General features: G+C 63.0%; 18 protein-coding genes. 12 read left to right on the top strand and 6 right to left on the bottom strand.

Annotated elements, in window-relative coordinates; genetic code table 11:
- Positions 1-45 precede the first annotated feature (45 nt).
- Positions 46-1281: an MFS transporter gene (locus ACZ5G6_RS16785; protein WP_498686701.1), complete on the top strand. Its 1236-nt coding sequence runs from the start codon at positions 46-48 to the stop codon at positions 1279-1281.
- Between the two features lie 6 nt (positions 1282-1287).
- Here ACZ5G6_RS16785 and ACZ5G6_RS16780 read toward each other — a convergent pair whose 3' ends face one another.
- Together ACZ5G6_RS16780 and ACZ5G6_RS16775 are read right to left on the bottom strand one after the other, a co-directional pair.
- Positions 1288-1794 (bottom strand): Lrp/AsnC family transcriptional regulator, encoded by a 507-nt coding sequence (locus ACZ5G6_RS16780; protein ID WP_223933819.1) that lies wholly within the window; start codon positions 1792-1794, stop codon positions 1288-1290.
- A 158-nt stretch (positions 1795-1952) separates the two neighbouring features.
- The gene (locus tag ACZ5G6_RS16775; protein ID WP_498686699.1) at positions 1953-3176 is read right to left on the bottom strand and encodes an MFS transporter; all 1224 of its coding nucleotides are present in this window, start codon (positions 3174-3176) and stop codon (positions 1953-1955) included.
- Between the two features lie 100 nt (positions 3177-3276).
- On the opposite strand from ACZ5G6_RS16775, the gene ACZ5G6_RS16770 reads away from it, so the two are divergent.
- Positions 3277-4275, top strand: coding sequence for a LysR family transcriptional regulator (locus ACZ5G6_RS16770; RefSeq protein ID WP_498686697.1), 999 nt, complete (start codon positions 3277-3279; stop codon positions 4273-4275).
- Here ACZ5G6_RS16770 and ACZ5G6_RS16765 read toward each other — a convergent pair.
- A complete protein-coding gene (locus tag ACZ5G6_RS16765) occupies positions 4250-5299 on the bottom strand; it encodes a nitronate monooxygenase (RefSeq protein WP_498686695.1) in 1050 nt (349 codons plus the stop codon). The two genes, ACZ5G6_RS16770 and ACZ5G6_RS16765, sit on opposite strands and share 26 nt — an antisense overlap.
- Positions 5300-5340: 41 nt before the next feature.
- Between ACZ5G6_RS16765 and ACZ5G6_RS16760 the strand changes: the two genes are divergently transcribed.
- A complete protein-coding gene (locus ACZ5G6_RS16760; protein ID WP_498686693.1) occupies positions 5341-6276 on the top strand; it encodes an N-acetylglucosamine kinase in 936 nt (311 codons plus the stop codon).
- 10 nt (positions 6277-6286) lie between these two features.
- On the opposite strand, the gene ACZ5G6_RS16755 is transcribed toward ACZ5G6_RS16760, so the two are convergent.
- Positions 6287-7309, bottom strand: a complete 1023-nt coding sequence (locus ACZ5G6_RS16755; protein ID WP_498686691.1) for a pirin family protein — start codon at positions 7307-7309, stop codon at positions 6287-6289.
- Between the two features lie 50 nt (positions 7310-7359).
- On the opposite strand from ACZ5G6_RS16755, the gene ACZ5G6_RS16750 reads away from it, so the two are divergent.
- The 9 genes from ACZ5G6_RS16750 (at position 7360) to ACZ5G6_RS16710 (ending at position 16980) form a co-directional block, all read left to right on the top strand.
- Positions 7360-9156 carry a glycoside hydrolase family 35 protein gene (locus tag ACZ5G6_RS16750; protein ID WP_498686690.1) on the top strand — a complete coding sequence of 599 codons (1797 nt, stop codon included), beginning with the start codon at positions 7360-7362 and terminating at the stop codon, positions 9154-9156.
- 77 nt (positions 9157-9233) lie between these two features.
- Positions 9234-9686: an NUDIX hydrolase gene (locus ACZ5G6_RS16745; RefSeq protein WP_498686686.1), complete on the top strand. Its 453-nt coding sequence runs from the start codon at positions 9234-9236 to the stop codon at positions 9684-9686.
- A gap of 225 nt (positions 9687-9911) precedes the next feature.
- Positions 9912-11099, top strand: a complete 1188-nt coding sequence (gene rsgA, locus ACZ5G6_RS16740) for a ribosome small subunit-dependent GTPase A (RefSeq protein ID WP_498686684.1) — start codon at positions 9912-9914, stop codon at positions 11097-11099.
- A 97-nt stretch (positions 11100-11196) separates the two neighbouring features.
- The gene (locus ACZ5G6_RS16735; protein WP_498686682.1) at positions 11197-12291 is read left to right on the top strand and encodes an ABC transporter ATP-binding protein; all 1095 of its coding nucleotides are present in this window, start codon (positions 11197-11199) and stop codon (positions 12289-12291) included.
- Positions 12291-13034 (top strand): ABC transporter permease, encoded by a 744-nt coding sequence (locus ACZ5G6_RS16730; RefSeq protein WP_498686680.1) that lies wholly within the window; start codon positions 12291-12293, stop codon positions 13032-13034. Before ACZ5G6_RS16735 ends, ACZ5G6_RS16730 begins: the two co-directional genes overlap by 1 nt.
- Positions 13031-13777, top strand: coding sequence for an ABC transporter permease (locus ACZ5G6_RS16725; protein ID WP_498686679.1), 747 nt, complete (start codon positions 13031-13033; stop codon positions 13775-13777). The genes ACZ5G6_RS16730 and ACZ5G6_RS16725 overlap by 4 nt, the downstream gene beginning before the upstream one ends.
- Entirely contained in the window at positions 13774-14733 is a 960-nt protein-coding gene (locus ACZ5G6_RS16720; protein ID WP_223933803.1) for an ABC transporter substrate-binding protein, read from the top strand. Before ACZ5G6_RS16725 ends, ACZ5G6_RS16720 begins: the two co-directional genes overlap by 4 nt.
- Positions 14734-14853: 120 nt before the next feature.
- Positions 14854-16074, top strand: a complete 1221-nt coding sequence (locus ACZ5G6_RS16715; RefSeq protein WP_498686676.1) for a pyridoxal phosphate-dependent aminotransferase — start codon at positions 14854-14856, stop codon at positions 16072-16074.
- Between the two features lie 51 nt (positions 16075-16125).
- Complete coding sequence (locus ACZ5G6_RS16710; RefSeq protein ID WP_498686674.1) at positions 16126-16980, top strand: polyphosphate kinase 2 family protein; 855 nt, start codon at positions 16126-16128, stop codon at positions 16978-16980.
- A 128-nt stretch (positions 16981-17108) separates the two neighbouring features.
- Here the strand turns inward: ACZ5G6_RS16710 and ACZ5G6_RS16705 are convergent, their stop codons facing one another.
- Together ACZ5G6_RS16705 and xseA are read right to left on the bottom strand one after the other, a co-directional pair.
- The gene (locus ACZ5G6_RS16705) at positions 17109-17363 is read right to left on the bottom strand and encodes an exodeoxyribonuclease VII small subunit (RefSeq protein WP_498686672.1); all 255 of its coding nucleotides are present in this window, start codon (positions 17361-17363) and stop codon (positions 17109-17111) included.
- 56 nt (positions 17364-17419) lie between these two features.
- Positions 17420-18697, bottom strand: coding sequence for an exodeoxyribonuclease VII large subunit (gene xseA, locus ACZ5G6_RS16700; protein WP_498686671.1), 1278 nt, complete (start codon positions 18695-18697; stop codon positions 17420-17422).
- Between the last annotated feature and the right edge of the window lie 113 nt (positions 18698-18810).

The raw sequence follows: 18810 nt of genomic DNA, 5'->3' as shown, positions 1-18810 counted from the left end.
ATCCCACAAGGAGCCCGCGCACTGCCCCGAACCTAAGGCACGGAAATGACTGTCTTGAGCGAACTCCGCATGCGTCCGGCCACCGCCGGCCGCTGGGGTTGGGATGCCACTACGACGGCAAGGCTGGTCCTGGCCGGCATAGTGATCTTCACGCTGCTGGTGGGCGCAAACCTGGCCACGCCGCTGTATCCCTTGCTGCAGGCCAGATTGGGCATGTCCTCCTTGGACGTTACGGTGGCTTTCGCCAGCTACGTCCTGGCCCTTGTGGTGGTCCTGATGGTGGCGGGGCACTGGTCGGACCACATTGGAAGACGGGCGGCGCTGGTGCTGGCCGTCCTTATGGGCCTGCTGGGCGGCACAATCTTCGCGAATGCCGACAGCCTTGGCATGCTGTCGCTGGGCAGGGCTTTCCAAGGAGTGGCAGTAGGTCTGGCTACCGGTGCAAGCTCCGCGGCACTACGTGAACTGTTGCCCCGTAGGCCCGAGTGGGCTTCCCGCTTCACGTTGCTGTCTTCGGCTGGTGGTGTGGCTGCCGGGCCTGCGATCGGTGGCCTCCTCTCGCTGCTTCCGGACCCGACGCGAACCCCCTACTATGTCCACTCCGGGGTGCTGTTGGCTGCGCTCGTTCCGCTGTGGCTCCTCAAAGCAAGGCCTGCGATTGCGCCCGCTGCAGGAAAACCGGTGTTCAAGGTTCTCGCTCCGCGTAGACCTGCCGTTTCGAGTCACGCACGCGGCGCCTTTTGGATGGCGTCTGCAGTGGGGTTCCTGAGCTTCGCGGTCTTCGGGTTCTGCCTTTCACTGGCGCCCGGATATTTCGCAGCCGTGGTCCATGCAGATTCCAGACCCGTCATCGGGCTGCTGGCTGGGGTCACTTTGGGTGCATCGGCGCTCAGCCAGCTTGTGGGAGTGCGTGGACGATACATGGTCCCGGTTGCCCTGGCAGTGTTGGGCGTCTCGGTGGTCCTGGTTGGAGCTGCCGCGGCTTGGTCGAGCCCCTTGTTGCTGGTGGCAACCAGCATCACTGCGGGGGCAGGTCAGGGAATCGCGTTCCGTCAGGTGTTCAACGATGTTGCCGGGAAAGTGGAGGCAGCCCGGCATGCGCAAGTCATCAGCACGGTTTATGTCATCACCTATATGGGAAGCGCTGTTCCGGTGATTGGCCTGGGATTGGCTGTCTCGGCACTTGGCCTGGAGGCCGCCGTCGTTGGTTTTACCGTGCTGTGCGGGGTTGCGGCCCTGGCCCTCGCCGCGGTGTCGCTCCACGGTGCCCGCCGGGGCTGAACAGGGTTACTCCGGAAGCGGGCCGCGGTTGCCCGGTATGTGCTGGAAGACCATCGTGGTCTCCGTGTGTCCTACCACCGGATCTGTCGCGAGGTTATCGAGCAGCCAGTTGCGGAGGTCGTCGGTGTTGGCGACGGCAATGTGCAGGAGGTAGTCCACGGAACCTGTGGTGTGGAACGTGGAGATCACTGCAGGCAGCTTGGGGACGCGTGCCGTGAAGCGGTCGATCTGGTCCCGATCATGTGCACGGAGACGGACGGCAATGAGCGCCTGCACCGAGCGGCCGATGGCTGGCAGGCTAAGGACAGCCTCGAAGCCCTCGATAATCCCCCGTTCGGACAGGGCCCTTGTGCGCATCAGCGCGGTGGAGGGCGCGATTCCCACGAGTTCTGCCAACTGCTTGTTGGAGATACGTGCGTCCTCCACCAGGGCCGCCAGGATTCGTTCGTCAATAGCGTCCAGCGGCTCGGCGCTGCCTGAATTTGGCCGAACATTCTTCGCGGGGTTGCTCACGGATCCTCCTGAAATTGCCTTTCATTCATCATAATCGCTGAATTCATGGCAATCCATTCGTTCCTACTCCACAATCCCGAATATTTGCCCGCATGGGTACCGGTACAGCGTGGATTATTCTTGCGCAGGGTCCAAGCTTTATGGCTCGCTGAGCACCATCAGGAACAGTGGAAGGGTGAGCGATGAACGACGGCGGTGACTACCGCCGTCGTGATGGCAAGCGCCATGACGCTCCACGCCAAAGCCGGCCACCCGAACTCCTGGAAGGCCAGGCCCCCGGCCCACCCGATAACGCTGGACCCGAGATAGTACGAAAGGTTGTAGAGCGAGGCGGCTTGGGCACGGCCTGTTGTGGCGATGGCGCCGGTCCAACCGGAACCCACGCTGTGGGCAGCGAAGAAGCCGCCGGTAAACACCATGAGGCCTAGCAAGGTGGCCACGAGGTTCTCTGCCAACGTGAGTGCGAGTCCCGCGGACATCAAGCCAACTCCAACGAGCAGCACGTTGCGCCGCCCAAAGCGGGTTGTAAGTCCGGCCGCCCAACGGGAACTCACGGTACCGGACAGGTAGGCCAGGAAAATGAGGCTTACCAGTGTGGTGGGAAGCCCGAACGGTTCAGCGTGGAGACGGAACCCGAGGTAGTTATAGACCGCCACAAATCCGCCCATGAGCAGGAAGGCCTGTAGGTAGAGCGATACCAGCTTGGGGTTGCTGGAATGGCTGCCCAGTGTGCGCAAGGCGCCGCGGAATCCCCTGGGAGGTGCGGGCATGAAGCGTCGCTGTTTGGGAACCAGCACCACAAACAGGACCGCGGACACCGTGGCCAGCAGGGACACTGCCAGCGCGGCTGCCCTCCAGCCCCACAGTTCACCCACTGGACCCGCCACCAGGCGTCCCGCGAGTCCGCCGAGCGTGGTTCCAGCAACATAGCTTCCGGCCGCCAGTGCCGTGTGGATCCTGGTCACTTCCTCGTTGAGGTATGCGATGGCTATGGCTGGGATTCCGCCGAGGGCCATGCCTTCGAGAGTGCGGAGTCCCAGGATCAGTGGAACGGTTGGTGCCAGCGGAACCAGCAGCCCCAGCACTGTTGCTGCTCCAATGCCGATGGCCATGGCACGAACCCGGCCAATCCTGTCTGCCACGAAGGACCACGGCAGGACGCTGACGGCGAGTCCCACGGTTGCCAGGGAGATACTCAGTGCTGCTTCTGCTGCGGAGATGTGGAGGTCGGCCGCCATGAGCGGCAGCACCGCTTGTGTGGAGTACAACTGGGCAAAAGTCGCAACCCCGGCCAAAGCCAATGCGGCAAGCACGCGCCGGTAGCCAGGGGATCCCTTGGCGTGCCCATCCCATTGCGTAACGCCCACGGCTGCTCTAGTCACTTGCCCAGATTAGGCTCCCCGAACTGTGCGTTCCAATGCATGATTCGCTTATGATTCATCCAGGAATGCATGATTTCCTTCTAATGCCTGGAACTTCCTGATGGCTGGATCGGAGCGGCGGCGCGTGGAACCGGATCACCAACAGCTTGTGCAGCTCCTGCCGCTGCTTCCCGTGCTGGCAGAGTTGGGCCGGACGGAGCATATGACGGAGACCGCTGAGCTCCTTGGCGTTCCCCAGTCGACCGTGAGCCGGGCAGTCGCCAGGGCAAGCGCCATTGTGGGGATGGACCTTCTGGTCCGTGATGGGCGTGGCATCCGCCTGACTCCAGCGGCAAGGACTTTGCTGCCCTACATCGAAGCCGCCTTGGAAGACTTCCAGGCAGGATTGGACAGGGTGAGGCACGAGTCCGACGTGGTCAGGGGGCGCATCGGCATCTCGTTCCAGCACACGTTCGGCGAAGCGACGCTGCCCCTGCTCATCAGCGCGTTTCGTAGCCGCCATCCGCAGCCCGTCTTCGAGCTCCGCCAGGGTCCACGCGACGACTGCCTGGAGGAACTGGCAAAGGGCGATACAGATTTCGCCCTCACAGCACCGATCGCGGCGGAAGGCCGGGGCATCCAGGCGCTGCCGCTCTACAGGGAGCCGCTGCGCGTAGTGCTGCATTATCGGCACCCCCTCGCCGGCCGGCCGAGCGTGCACCTGTCCGAGTTGCGGCATGACCCGTATGTGACGCTGCCGCCCGGCGTCGGACTCCGGGCCCTGGGCGAGGCGCTTTTGCGCGAAGCAGGTTTCCGTCCCCGGACTGCCTTTGAAGTCCAGGAATCCACCACTGCCCGGGGCCTGGTCTCGGCCGGTTTGGGTTTCAGTATCCTTCCGCCCGCAGGGCCTGGCTCCGGCACTGGCCAGTTCCTGCCGGGGGCGGAGTTGGGACTTGTGGAAGTACGCATCGAATCCGACCTTGCCTTCCGGCAGATCGGCATTGCTTGGCGGGAGCGCACCTTCGAACCCGACGCCGTCAGGCTGTTCCGTGAGCTGGTGGCCAGGGAAGGCGAAGCATTGCTGGCCGAGCTTGTCAGAGCCCGCTCAGGAAATCCCTGACAACATCCTCCGCAGATCCTTCCTTCGCTGACCGCCAACCAGTGCCTGCCCACAGATTGAGGCGGTCAGAATCACCTGCCGCCGACGCTGCCGCCCGAATCGGCGCCGTCAGGTGATGGATTGCCGGATAACCCTCCGGTGCGTCCTGGTGATCGCGGACGAACTCGTTTACCAGCGAGCGGGCGAATCTTCCGGTAAAGGCCCGGGTCATGGCCGTCCCGGTGTAGCGCGGATCGCCGAGGGCATCCTTGTGTGGTTGCCGGGCTCCGCTTTCCTCCGTGCGTACCAACGCTGTACCCACCTGGGCGGCGGCCGCACCAGCAGCCAGGACTTCGCGAAGCGCGGAACTGTCCATGATCGCGCCTGCCGCAATCAGCGGAAGGTCGACGGCGGTACGCACCTGGGCGACGAGTCCCGCCGTCGTACTTGTTGACCGGGTCCCGCTTCCGGGTCCTCCGGCGTCGCCAGCGAGGAACGCTGCCGTGTGTCCTCCTGCGGAACTGTGCTGCACGGCGAGGGCGTCCGGGCCTTCTTCCGCGGCTGCCAGGGCCTCGGCAACACTTGTCACGCTGGAAATGACGGCGGTTCCGGCCTTCTGTAGGGCTTTGATCACAGACCGGCCCGGCAGCCCAAAGGCGAAGCTGACGAATTCCACAGGATCGGAAGTCAAGGCGTCGATCTTGTCCTGCCAGGCGTCGTCGTCGTCAAAGCGGAGGGCTGGCACTGCCACGCCGTAGCGGCCTGCCTCAGCTTCAAGTTCCGTCCGGTACTCCTCCAGCCTGGCGCGCGCCGCGGAAGAGGGCGAGAGCTCTGCCAGGTCCGGTACAAAAACGTTCATTCCGAACCGGATACCCATTGCACGCGCAGCCGCGATCTCGGCCGCCATGGCCGCCGGGCTTTTATACCCCGCGGCGAGAAAACCCAAACCACCGCCGGATTGCACCGCCTGCACAAGTGCGGGAGTGGACGTTCCGCCAGCCATTGGCGCTGCCATGAACGGTGTATCAAACAGGGAATGCGTCATGTGCGGTTTCTCCTCGGTGCGCTCCAAGCTAGTCTTTCACGGTGAACAATCGTGACTCTGCCAAGCATTCCCACGCGTCCCCCGAAGCCCTCCGCGGTACCGTGATCGGGCTGGATATCGGCGGTACAAAAACGCGGGGCGTGCGGTTCGAAGACGGCGTTCCAGTCCTTGACGAAAGCGCCGGAAGCGCCAACGTCCAGAACGTGAGCCGGGAGCAGGCCATGGCAAACCTTGCCGAACTTTTCGCGAAGATCGGCGGCGGCGACGTTGACGAGGTTTACGCAGGCGCCGGTGGAATTGATACCGACGAGGACGCTCAGGCGCTCGCCGACCTGATTTCTCCGCACGTCCCCGGGGCACGCATCACCGTGGTTCACGATTCCAGGCTGCTCCTGGCCGCGGGAGGAGCGAGCACAGGCGTCGCCGTGATTGCAGGCACCGGTTCTGCCGCCTGGGGTAGGAACGCCGCTGGTGAGGAAGCCCGGGCCGGAGGCTGGGGCTACCTTCTGGGCGATGAGGGAAGCGGCTACTGGCTGGGCCGCGAAGCCGTGCGCCACAGCTTGCGGCGCATGAACCAGGGCCTGGAACCGGACACGCTGAGCCGTGCCCTGCTGGACTCCTGCGGAGTGGAAGAGCCGGGCAAATTGATCGCCCTGTTCCATTCCCCGGAAACGGGTCGCCGTTACTGGGCACAACGGGCACGGCTCGTCGTAGAGGCTGCGGACGCCGACGACGAAACCAGCGCCCGGCTGGTGGACCAAGCCGGCAAGGACCTCGCTGACCTTGCCGAGCAGGCCGTTCGCCAGCTCGGCTTGGACGGGCCGGTCATCCTGGGCAGCGGGCTGGGCATGAACGTCCGCCGCCTGCAGGAATCATTCAAGGCACGGCTGGCCGAGCGGGGCATCATCGACGTCCGGATTCTCCAGCAGGACCCCGTGTTCGGCGTCCCCCGGCTGGTGGCCGAGCAGCGGGCCTAGCGCCTTGGACTCAGCCCCGCGTACGGGGGCGGAGCCTGACACCCGGAAGCGGCGGAGCTGGGATGCGCCCGGCTTCGGGCCCTGCGTCAGGGCCATGGCCCTGGACGAATCCGAAGCGTGAGGCGGCGGCAGCGTCGTCGTCGAGCAGGCCTTCGGCTTCCCACTCCAGACGCGCTTTTTCCACTTCCTCATGCGTACGTCCCACAAAGTTCCACCACATCAAGACGTCTTCCCCGAACGGTTCGCCACCCAAAAGCATGAAACGGGTCTCCGGCTGGGCCTCCACTATCAGGCCCTGCCTGCCGGCACCCAGGTAGGCAAGCGGGCCGGGCTGGATCTCTTCGCCATCGATAACCAGATGCCCATCCAGCACCAAAACTGCATGTTCAAACTCCGGGCGGAGCGGAAGCTGGAGCATCCCTGTGCCGGTGATGTCCGCACCAACGATGGGACTGAACATAGTGGCTGGTGAGCGCTGACCGGCGAATTCACCCACCATTACGGTTGCTGTGTAGCCTTCGCCAACAGCCACGGGAAGCTCACGGTGTTGCTCAAAGGAGGGTTCGCGGTGCCGGTGTTCGTCGGGGAGTGCAACCCACAGTTGGAGTCCCCGTGACATAGGAATCTCGTCATCCGTTCCGGCCACCGTAGCCGCAGGCAGGACCGAGAATTCCGAGTGGGAGATCCCGTGGCCGGCGGTCATAATGTTGAGTTCACCTGGTTTGACCACAACGTCGCTGCCCACGCTGTCGCGGTGCCGCACGGCACCCTCCAGTGGCCATGTCACGGTTTGGAGGCCGCAGTGGGGGTGGGGGAGAACGCTCATTGCCACGCGGTCTGGACCAAAACTGTCCAGGAAGCACCAAGCTCCAACAGTCGGCAATCCGCGCTGCGGCAAGGTGCGGAACACGTTCATGGCACGGACGCCGCCGAGGGGAACTTCACGCTCCGGCCATAGCTGGACGCACGGGCCCTGTCCTTCATGGGCGGCGGGGCAGACTTGTTCCGCGGGCGAAGTATCCAGATTGGTCATGTGTTCATCACCTGTGCATAAATGTTGGAAGTTGAGCTAATCTGTTCCGTGTGAACAACGCCCTTTTGAGCTACCACGACGCCGTCCTCTACCGTTCGGGTGAACCGTATCGCATCCTTGCGGGAGCCATCCACTACTTCCGCGTCCACCCCGATTTGTGGCAGGACCGGCTGCGTCGACTCAAGGCCATGGGTGCCAACACAGTTGACACCTACGTTGCTTGGAACTTCCACCAGCCTACGCGCGAGGAGGCGCCGGACTTTACCGGCTGGCGGGACGTTGGCCGTTTCATCGACCTCGCCGCGGGGGAAGGGCTGGACGTCATTGTCCGTCCGGGGCCCTACATCTGCGCCGAGTGGGATAACGGCGGCTTTCCGGCCTGGCTCACCGGAATTCCCGGCATTGGCCTGCGGTGCATGGATCCACAATTTACCGCTGCGATTGAGGATTGGTTCGACCACCTGCTTCCGATTGTCGCCTCCCGGCAGGCATCGCTAGGCGGTCCCGTGGTTGCCGTGCAGATTGAGAACGAATATGGCAGCTACGGCGACGATCACGACTACATCCGCTGGAATCGCCGTGCCTTGGAGGAGCGCGGGATCACGGAGATGCTCTTCACAGCCGACGGCGGCACGGACTATTTCCTCGACGGCGGCTCAGTCGAGGGAACATGGGCGACTGCCACCTTGGGAAGCCGCGGTGACGAAGCGATCGCAACATGGAAGAGGCGCCGGCCGGACGAGCCCTTCTTCAATGTCGAGTTCTGGGGTGGTTGGTTTGACCACTGGGGCGAACACCACCATCGGCGTGGCGCCGATGACGCTGCTGCGGAAGCGCGGAAGATGCTCGATGCCGGTGGATCCGTGTGCGTCTACATGGCACACGGCGGCACCAACTTCGGCCTGGGATCGGGCAGCAACCACGATGGCACCATGCTCCAGCCAACGGTCACCAGCTACGACTCCGATGCCCCCATTGCGGAGAACGGGGCTTTGACGCCTAAATTCCATGCCTTCCGGAAGGAGTTCTACCGCGCCCGGGGCATCGAGGAGCTTCCTGAACTGCCCGCGGAGCTGCTGGCTGATGCTCCGGTCCTTCCGGCGCAGTCCCTGGCCCTGACGGGAGGCCGGGACCTGTTGGAGCTCGTCCGTGTATCAGGCAAGCCCGTAAACAGCGTCAAACCGCTCACCTTTGAAGAGTTGGGTCTCGACGCCGGCATGGTCCTTTATGGGGCCGAAGCCGTCCTCCCGGGACGACCCGAGGCTCCCGCGGAGAGCCGCCTCAAAATCGCAGGGTTGAATGACCGCGCCTACATCTGGATCGATGGACAATACGCCGGGGTCCTTGACGATACAGACGGGGCCGAAGGGTTGGCCGTCAGCGGAACCGGTGTCCCTGCCAAGCTGGAGATCCTGGTGGAGAACCTGGGCCGCATCAACTACGGCCCGCTGACCGGCCAGGGCAAAGGAATCCTGGGTGGCGTCCTGATCAACCAGCGCTACACCTTCCATTGGACGCAGACGCCTCTGGCTTTGGCTGATTGGGCTTCCGAGGACCTTGAGGGACTATCCGGAGCGGAGTTCGAGGTTGCGGAACCGGCGGATACATATATTGCACTCCCTGATTCCGGAAAGGGCTTCGTCTGGCTCAACGGCTTCCTCTTGGGCCGATACTGGGACAAGGGGCCACAGGTTACTTTGTACGCCCCGGCGCCACTGTTAAAGGCTGGCCTCAACAGCATCAAGGTCCTGGAGCTCGCCAAGGCGGGGAGCGTCGTCGAACTCCGCGAAGGCCCGGATCTCGGCCCGGAAGAGGCGGGGCCGATAGCCGCAGCCGAGCTGCCGTAATGCCGTTGCCAACCATGCTGTTGCCAACGACGCCGTTGCCAATCAACTGACAAGCAGCCGCCAACTAAGCTGGCACCATGACCCTGGATTTCGACACCCGCCCTGCCGCTTACGCCGTCATCATTCAGGAGGCCCGGATCCTTTTGGCCTACTGGAAGCAGGACGGCAAGGAAGGCTGGACGCTGCCGGGCGGGGGACTGGACCTCGCGGAGCATCCCGTGGACGGATGCCGCCGCGAGGTCTATGAAGAAACCGGTTACGAGGCCCGCATCGATGGCATGCTGGGCATCGACGTCGGACACTGGCCCGCGGAGGCCGGACAGGACGGTACGCTGCGGGACTTCCAGGCGCTCCGGCTGGTCTACGAAGCTACGATCGTCGGGGGTGAGTTGACGCACGAGGTGGATGGCAGTACCACGCACGCGGCGTGGATTCCCCTGGACGATGTGGGCAAGCTGAACCGGGTCTCCTTGGTGGACGTGGCGCTGCGGCTACACAGTGAGCGGCCTGCCGATGGGAAGCTCAACTAGGTACTCAGTCAAAGAGGCCTAGCCAAAGCCAAGTGCCTTGGCTACGCTGTAGAACGTTGCCGGCCCACCAGCCGCCGGCCCGGATGCCGAGGAGGTGGATTTTGATGATTGCCATAGTTTCGCGCGCCCTGCACTCGTTTGCGGCGCTCCGTCATCACACCACCATCCACGTCCCGGCATCAGCCTGCCAACACTAGGCGGCCGGGCCTCAGCAGAGGCTAACCCTTGAACACTTACGCTTCTTCAAGCGACCCAAAAATCAGTTTCAGCAGCGCTGGCGACGGCAACCGCATGGAAGGCCCAGCAGATTACGGCTTTACCGAAAATACGGCGGAACTCTTCCGCGCCAACCCAGTTACCGGTGGGGACAACAGCGACAACACTCCTGGTCGGGTAGTCCGGCTGGACAGGAACCGCGTCCTCGTAGCGTCGGAGAGCGGCCTGCTGCATTTGGCCTATCCCGGGCATGGCCCGGTTCCCGCCACCGGGGACTGGGTGTGGCTGGGGCATAACCGCGCCGGTGAGCCGTCCGTCGTCGAGGTTCTTCCGCGGCATTCGGCACTCAGCCGCAAACGCGCTTTCGAGGCATCCTCCGAAGAACAAATCCTGGGCAGCAACATCGACATCGTGGCGGTCGTGGTGCCTGTGGACAGGCCCCTCACCCATAACCGCCTGGAGCGTACGCTCGTCGCCGCTTGGGATTCCGGCGCGACCCCACTTGTAGTCATTACCAAAGCCGATCTCGCTGACCTTGCGGACGACGTCATAGGAGAAGTCATTCTCCAAGCAGCTGGAGTAGAGGTGGTTACTACATCCGCCGAGCAGGGTGACGGCCTTGAGGAGCTCATGCAGCACATTCCGAAAGGGGCAACCCTGGTTCTGCTAGGCCCCTCGGGTGCTGGCAAGTCGACACTCATCAACGCCCTGGCCGGAGGCAATCTCCAACAAACAGGTGAGGTGCGAACCGGCGATGGGAAGGGACGGCACACCACTACATCCCGGGAACTGGTGCCGCTGGGAGGCGGCACAGTACTCATGGACACTCCAGGTGTCCGCGGGTTCGGGCTGTTCGATGCCGAGGAGGGAATGGAGGAGATGTTCGGTGACCTTGAGGAGTTGTCAGCCCGCTGCCGCTTCGCCGATTGCTGCCACCAGGCCGAGCCGGGGTGTGCCGTGCAGGCGGCGCTCGCCGACGGAACCCTGGACGCTCGACGGTGGGGAAGCTACCTCAAACTGCAACGCGAACTGGCGGCCCTCAACCGGAAACACGATGCCGCAGCCCGCCGTGCCTATCAGCGCGAATGGCATCAAAAGGTGATGTCGGCGGACAGGGGACAGCGCGCCGTGGAGCGGCACCGGCACGATCAAGCCGAGGAACGCGCAGCAAAGGGCGCAAAACGACGTAAACGCTGAACATTGCCGATTCATTACGGAATACGTGGCGTCGCTGACATCGTCGGTGGCGCTGGCTACGCTGGGTGAAGATTGTCCGCCAAAGATAGGCCCGGGTATGGCTGAAGCCATGATTGAGTTCCAGAGCGTGACTAAGCGATATCAAGGCGGCCAGCCGGCCGTCGACAACCTGACCATGTCCATCGACAAAGGAGCCATCACTGTCCTGGTGGGTCCCTCGGGCTGTGGCAAGACGACATCCCTGCGCATGATCAACCGGATGGTGGAGCCGAGCTCAGGAACCATCACTGTGGCGGGCAAGGATGTCTCGCAGGTGCCGGCAGCGCAGCTTCGTCGCTCCATGGGCTACGTCATGCAGTCTTCCGGGCTCCTCCCGCACCGGTCCGTGCTGGATAACATCGCCACGGTCCCGCGGCTCAACGGCGTATCGAAAGCAGACGCGCGGAAACGCGCGGCGGAACTCCTCGACGTCGTTGGGCTGGCTTCCGTTCTTGGCAAACGGTATCCCTCGCAACTGTCCGGCGGTCAGCAGCAACGCGTCGGCGTGGCGCGCGCGCTCGCCGCCGATCCGCCGGTCCTTCTGATGGACGAGCCGTTCAGTGCCGTGGATCCCGTGGTGCGCGATGAACTCCAGCAGGAACTCCTGCGCCTGCAGCGCGAGCTCGCCAAAACCATCGTGTTTGTCACGCATGATATTGACGAGGCAACAGTGTTGGGTGACAAAGTGGCAGTTTTTGCCGTTGGCGGCAAACTTGCCCAGTACGCGGCCCCGGAAGAAATCCTGCGGGCACCGGTCAATGATTTTGTGGCCTCCTTCGTGGGCCGGGACCGTGGCTTTCGCCACCTCGCCTTCGACGTCGCCGATTCCTTGAGGCTCCACCCCGTCACCATGGTGGGCCAGACTGAGGGTCAAAACGCCGGGCGCCGGACGGGGGAGTGGGCCTTGGTCATCGACGAAGAATCACGTCCTCTCGGGTGGTCCTCACCCCGGGACGGTGCCGGGCTGATCCCGGGCGGCTCACTCTTCCATAAGGGGGACACCCTGCGCCGCGCGCTGGATGCGGCGTTGTCTTCGCCGTCGGGCCTGGGCGTTGCGGTGGACGACGACGGCAGGGTTGCCGGGGTCTTGAGGGCGCCGGAAGTCCTTGCCCTGATCGAAGAAGTCCGCCGCCACAGGGAGGACGCCACCTGATGGAGTGGTTCCTGGCGAACATTGGCCTGGTCCTCGGCTTGGCTGGCCAGCACCTTGTGCTCGCCATCATCCCGATGCTCCTTGGGCTGCTGATCTCAATTCCCTTGGCGGAGCTTGCCCGGCGCAACAGTACGCTGAGGTCCGTGGTGGCGACGGGTACGTCGTTGCTCTACACCATTCCGTCCCTGGCGCTCTTCATCATCCTGCCCACCATCCTGGGCACGCGGATCCTGGATCCCCTCAACGTCGTGGTCGCGCTGACGATCTATGCGGTGGCCTTGCTGGTGCGTGCGGCAATGGATGCCTTTGACTCCGTTGACGACGACCTCCGCAATGCTGCCGTGGCCATGGGCTTCAAGCCCTCGGCCCGGTTCTTCCAGGTGGATCTTCCTCTCTCCCTTCCGGTTCTCTTCGCCGGGCTCCGCGTTGTGTCAGTCAGCAACATCTCGCTGGTCAGCGTTGCTGCCCTGCTGGGAGTTGGCAACCTCGGAATCCTTTTCACCGATGGCTTGCAGAGGACCTTCGTTACCGAAGTGGTGGTTGGCATCATCGCCATCCTTGTCCTGGCCTTGCTGATGGATGCAGTCCTTGTGGTACTGGAGCGTGTCCTGACTCCGTGGACACGTGCGGCAGGTGGCGACAGGGGCGAACACAAGAACGGCACCGCTTTGCTCACTGAACCGAAAACCGTACCGCGCTTGCCCCACACCCCAGTTCAGCCGGATCCGGGTGCATCGGCATGAGCAACGTTTTTACGGACACCATCGCCTGGTTGACGGATCCCATTCATTGGACGGGAAGCGGAGGCATCCCCATGCGGTTGGCCGAGCACCTGCAGTACAGCGGGCTGGTGCTCCTCATTGCCGCAGCCATCGCTGTTCCTGTGGGTCTTTACATTGGCCATACCGGACGCGGCAGGGTGGTTGCGGTGGCCCTGGCGGGCGCCCTGCGGGCCCTTCCTACCTTGGGACTCCTGGTCCTCTTCGCCTTGTTGGCGGGCAGCGGGCTGATGCCGCCGGTGTGGGCACTGGTGATCCTCACGGTTCCACCGCTGCTTGCCGGGACCTATGCGGGCATCTCCAGCGTGGATTCCTCCGTGGTGGACGGAGCCCGGGCCATGGGCATGACCGAGCTTCAGATTCTGTTCCGGGTTGAGCTCCCCAATGGTCTCCAGGTGATGTTCGGTGGCATCCGGACTGCCGTTCTTCAGGTGATTGCCACCGTTTCGGTAGTTGCCTATTTGCCCCTGGGCGGCCTGGGCCGGTATTTGTTCGATGGCCTGGTCCTGCAGGACTTTCCGCGGATGCTTGGTGGATCACTCCTGATCGCTGCCCTCGCCATCGCCGTGGACCTTGTTCTGACCGCTTTGCAGAGGCTGGTCCTCTCGCCCGGCCTCACCCTCGACTCAAGCGGACGCCACAAGGCGATCGACAATCCCACAGCCACAGCTCCCGCCGGGGCTGCCGTTCAAGGAGGTACACCATGAAAAACCCCGTTCCCATGACCCTTACGCGCCGTGGACTCGGCGGCCTGGCGGCCGGCGTCGGTGTGGCCCTGGCACTGAGCGCGTGCGGGGGCAGCCCTTTGGCCACCCCATCCACTTCTGCCCCCGGCGGATCCAGCGGGTCCGGTGGCTCGCTTGTAGTTGGGTCAGCAGACTTTCCGGAGAGCCAGGTGATCGCCGAGGTTTACGCAGGCGCCCTGAATGCTGCTGGCGTTACTGCCACTACCAAGCCGAACATCGGCTCGCGCGAAATCTACTTCAAGGCTGTCCAGGACGGATCCGTGGACCTCGTCCCGGACTACTCCGGAAACCTGCTCTCCTACGTCGATACGGAGGCCACCGAGGTCTCGGCTGAGGATGTGTACAAGGCGCTCCCTGGCAAGCTTCCGGACGGACTGGCCGTGCTTGATCCGGCAAAGGCGGAGTCCAAGGATGCCATGGTGGTCACCAAGGCCACTGCCGAGAAGTACCAGCTCAAGTCCATTGAGGACCTCGCCAAGGTCTGCAAGGACTTCACGATGGCAGCCCCCGCAACATTCGAGACACGTGCTTATGGCTTCCCGGGGCTGAAGAAGAACTACAACTGCGAGCTCAAGGGCCTGCAGCCGTTCAACGACGGCGGCGGGAACCTCACGCTCCAGGCGCTGTTGGAGGACAAGGTCCAGGTGGCTGACATCTATACCACCACCCCGTCGATCGCTGACAATGACCTCGTGGTCCTGGAAGACCCCAAAAACAACTTCAAGGCCCAGCAGGTATTGCCGCTCTACAACAAGGCCAAAATGACGGACAAAGCCAAGGACGCACTCAACAACGTCTCCAAGATACTGACCACGGATGATTTGGTGGACCTCAACCGGGCAGTCAGCGGCGACCAGAAGCAAAGCCCCAAGGACGCCGCAGCCGCATGGCTGAAAGACAAGGGCATCGTTAAGTAGCGCTTGACGCAAACCGCGTACGACGGCGGTGACGGACCCGTGTGGGTCTGTCACCGCCGTCGCCGTATGTGTGAGTTAAGTCTCAGCTGAAGTCCATCACCGGTGTGGCATATTTGATGAATGGCGAATTTCAAGCAGTCCACCAAGCTTCATAATGTCCTTTACGACATCCGTGGACCGATTCTTCAGGCCGCCCAGCAGATGGAGGCAGAGGGTCACCGGATCCTCAAACTGAACATCGGAAACCCGGCTCCTTTTGGCTTTGAAGCGCCTGACGCCATTTTGGTGGACATGATCCGCCACCTGCCCAATGCCCAGGGCTACAGCGACTCCCGCGGTATTTTCTCGGCCCGAACGGCCGTCTCGCAGTACTACCAGACCCGCGGAATCCAGAACATCCACGTTGATGACATCTACCTCGGCAATGGGGTCAGCGAGCTCATCACCATGTCCCTCATGGCCCTGCTTGAAGATGGCGATGAAGTCCTGATCCCCACGCCGGACTATCCGCTGTGGACGGCTTCCGTTGCCTTGGCCGGTGGCCGGCCCGTGCACTACCTCTGTGATGAGGAGTGGGGTTGGCAACCTGATCTTGCGGACCTGGAGTCCAGGATCACGCCGCGGACCAAGGGCATCGTCGTGATCAATCCGAACAACCCCACGGGAGCCGTGTACCCCGAAGACACGCTCAAACAGATTGTTGCTTTGGCTGAAAAGCACGGCCTGGTCCTGTTTGCCGATGAAATTTACGAGAAGATCCTTTACGAAGACGCCGTCCACGTCAACCTTGCCGGACTGACCGGGGACGACGTTCTATGCCTGACGTTCAGTGGACTGTCCAAGGCCTACCGTGTTTGCGGCTACCGCGCTGGCTGGATGGCCATTTCGGGTCCCAAGAAGGATGCTGCCGACTACCTTGAGGGCATCAACCTGCTGGCCAATATGCGGTTGTGCGCAAACGTCCCGGCGCAGCATGCCATCCAGACGGCGCTGGGGGGCTACCAGAGCATCAACGATCTCATCCTCCCCGGTGGCAGGCTCCTTGAGCAGCGCAACAAGGCATACGATCTCCTGAACGCTATTCCGGGTGTCAGCACGCAGCAGGCCAGGGGTGCCCTCTACCTGTTCCCCAAACTGGATCCAGAGGTTTACCACATCCGGGACGATGAGAAGTTCGTCCTGGACCTGCTGAAGGAGCAGAAGATCCTGGTCTCCCACGGACGTGCCTTCAACTGGGTGCGGCCGGACCACTTCCGGATGGTGACGCTGCCCAACGTCAAGGATATTGAAGAGGCAATTGGCCGCATGGCGGACTTCCTGTCGAGGTACCCCGGGAACTAGCCTGTGGTCCATGGCCGCGTCACGAGGTCGCGTCAGGCAGAAAGGCAAGCCATGCCCGTTGCAGTTGAGTTCGCCGAGAGTCCAGCCAAGGTGCTGAAGGTTGGGCCAGGTTTTTCGTTGGCCAGCGTTGATCCCCAAGCCACGCCTGGCTACGCCGGAGCCAAGGCCGACGGCAAGTCATTGCTGGCTGAACAGGACGCCAGGCTCGCCGAACTGCAGGAAAAGCTCTTTGCAGAGGGGAAGTTCGGGAGCAACAAGCGGCTGCTGCTGATTCTTCAGGCCATGGACACTGCCGGCAAGGGTGGCATCGTCAGCCACGTTGTGGGGGCAATGGATCCGCAGGGCGTGCAGCTGAAGGCATTCAAGGCACCCACTGAGGAGGAAAAGTCGCACGACTTTCTGTGGCGGATCGAGAAAGAGTCACCTGCCGCTGGGATGGTGGGAGTCTTCGACCGCTCACACTATGAGGACGTCCTGATCCACCGCGTCCACGCATGGGCGGACGCCGCGGAATTGGAACGGCGCTACACCGCTATCAACGACTTCGAGTCCAGGCTGGCCCAGCAGGGAACCACCATCGTTAAGGTCATGCTCAACATCAGCCAGGATGAGCAGAAGAAGCGTCTCCTTGCGCGGCTTGATGATCCCAGCAAACACTGGAAATACAGCCGGGGCGATCTCGCGGAGCGGGCGTTCTGGGATGACTACATGGATGCCTACAACACGGCCTTTGAGAAGACATCCACGGACGTCGCCCCGTGGCACGTTGTTCCGGCGAACAAGAAGTGGTACGCCCGGATCGCCGTCCAGCAGTTGCTGTTGGACGCCTTGGAGGGCTTGTTCCTGGACTGGCCAAAGGCGGAGTTCGACGTCGCTGCGGAACGTGCCCTTGTTGAGGAATCCTGAGGTTGAGGAATCCTGAGCTTTAGCGCAACGAGCGGTAGGGGAGTCCTGGGCCGTTGAGGAATCCCTGGCGGTAAGGGCATGCTGGGCGGCGTAGCCGCCGTTGATCGTTGTGGGGTCCGTCAACGAGGCTAGTCTGTGCCGGCGGCAGCTCCGGCGTCGTTGGCGCCCCGGGCTGTTGCCAGGCGTTTGCGGGCGCCCTCAAGCCAGTCTTCGCAACGCTTTGCCAATGCCTCGCCGCGCTCCCATAGCGCCAGCGATTCCTCAAGGCTGGCGCCGCCTGCTTCCAATCGGCCCACCACCGCCACCAGTTGTTCCCGGGCTTCCTCGTAACTGAGGGAATCCAAGGATTCCGGTGAAGATGCTGCGGGAGTGTTCTCGGTCATGGTGGTCCTTCGCATTCGATGGTGAGTATATGTGCCGTGTAGATGCTGCTGCGAAATCAGTGCTCGGCGAGTTGTGCCTGGCCGGTGGAGACAGCCCTGAACCGGCCTTCTGCCACTCGGATGGCCAGCGTCGTGCCCTCCGGAGTCTGTTCCGGACTGCTGACTACCGTGTGTCCAGCTTGGTCTTCCCCGACGATCTGGACCACCGCGTAGCCGCGGTCCAAGGTCTTCTGCGGAGACAATGCCCGCACTTGGGCGCGCAGGTGGTGGACTTGGTCAAGCGCCCGGACCACTGCAGTACTGACGGCGGCATGAGACCTCCGCTGAAGGCGGGTGATGTCCTCGGACCGGGCTGCGACCATGGTGTCGGGTGTGGCAAGGACGGGCCGCGACCTCAAGGCATGGAGCCGGTCCGTCTCCCTGTCCACCATCCGGCCGATGCTTCGGCGAAGATGGTCCCGGGCCTGGCGGACCATGGCAAGTTCCTCGCTGACATCGGGGACTATGCGTTTCGCGGCGTCGGTGGGTGTCGAAGCCCTCAGGTCAGCCACGTCGTCCAGGATTGGACGATCTGCTTCGTGGCCAATGGCGCTAACCACTGGTGTTGTTGCTGAGGCCACAGCCCTGATCAGGTCCTCATTGCTGAACGGCAGAAGATCTTCCAACGCGCCACCACCCCTGGCAAGGACGATGACGTCCACGTGCGGGTCGGCATCCAAAGACCTGAGCGCGGCAATGATCTGGGCAACTGCCGTGTTGCCCTGGACGGCTACCTCGCGAACGTCGAACTCAACAGCCGGCCAGCGTAATGCCGCGTTACGGAGGACGTCCTTCTTGGCATCCGAGTCACGCCCGGTGATGAGTCCAATCCGGTGTGGGAGCAGTGGCAGCTTCCGTTTCCGGGAATCAGCGAACAGGCCTTCTGCGGCCAGGGCCTGACGCAGCCGCTCGATCCTGGCGAGGAGATCACCCAGGCCCACGGGCCGGATGTCCTTGACGGACATATTGAGGCGTCCGGTTTTGACCCAGAAGTCGGCCTTGACCAGGGCGACCACCCGGGAACCACGCTCAATGGGTACCTTCTGGCGATCGAGGACTGTGGACCATACGGATGCCGGCAATGAAATCTCAGCATCGACGTCCCGTAGCGTCAGGAAAGCATTTCCGCCTCGGCGGTTGAACTCAATGACCTGGCCTTCGATCCACGCCGCGGGCGCGCGCTCAATGTGGGCCTTCAGCTTCCGGGACAGCAACTGCAACGGCCAGGGATTATCCGGGCTGGTCTCCGCAGCGGTTCCTGGCAGCGTCGATTCCGGGGTCGCGTCAGCTGCCATGGGTGGTCCGTGCTTTTACCTGCATGTGTATATCCTCGCTAGCTGTGCGGCCGGGGGTCGAGGCCACTCGGTCCGTGCCACTCGGTCCGTGCCACTCGATCCGTGCCACTCGA

The sequence above is a fragment of the Arthrobacter sp. TmtSoilC51 genome, from assembly GCF_055388015.1.
Note: the sequence above shows the minus strand (reverse complement) of the source record. Positions and strands in the feature narration are given on the sequence as shown.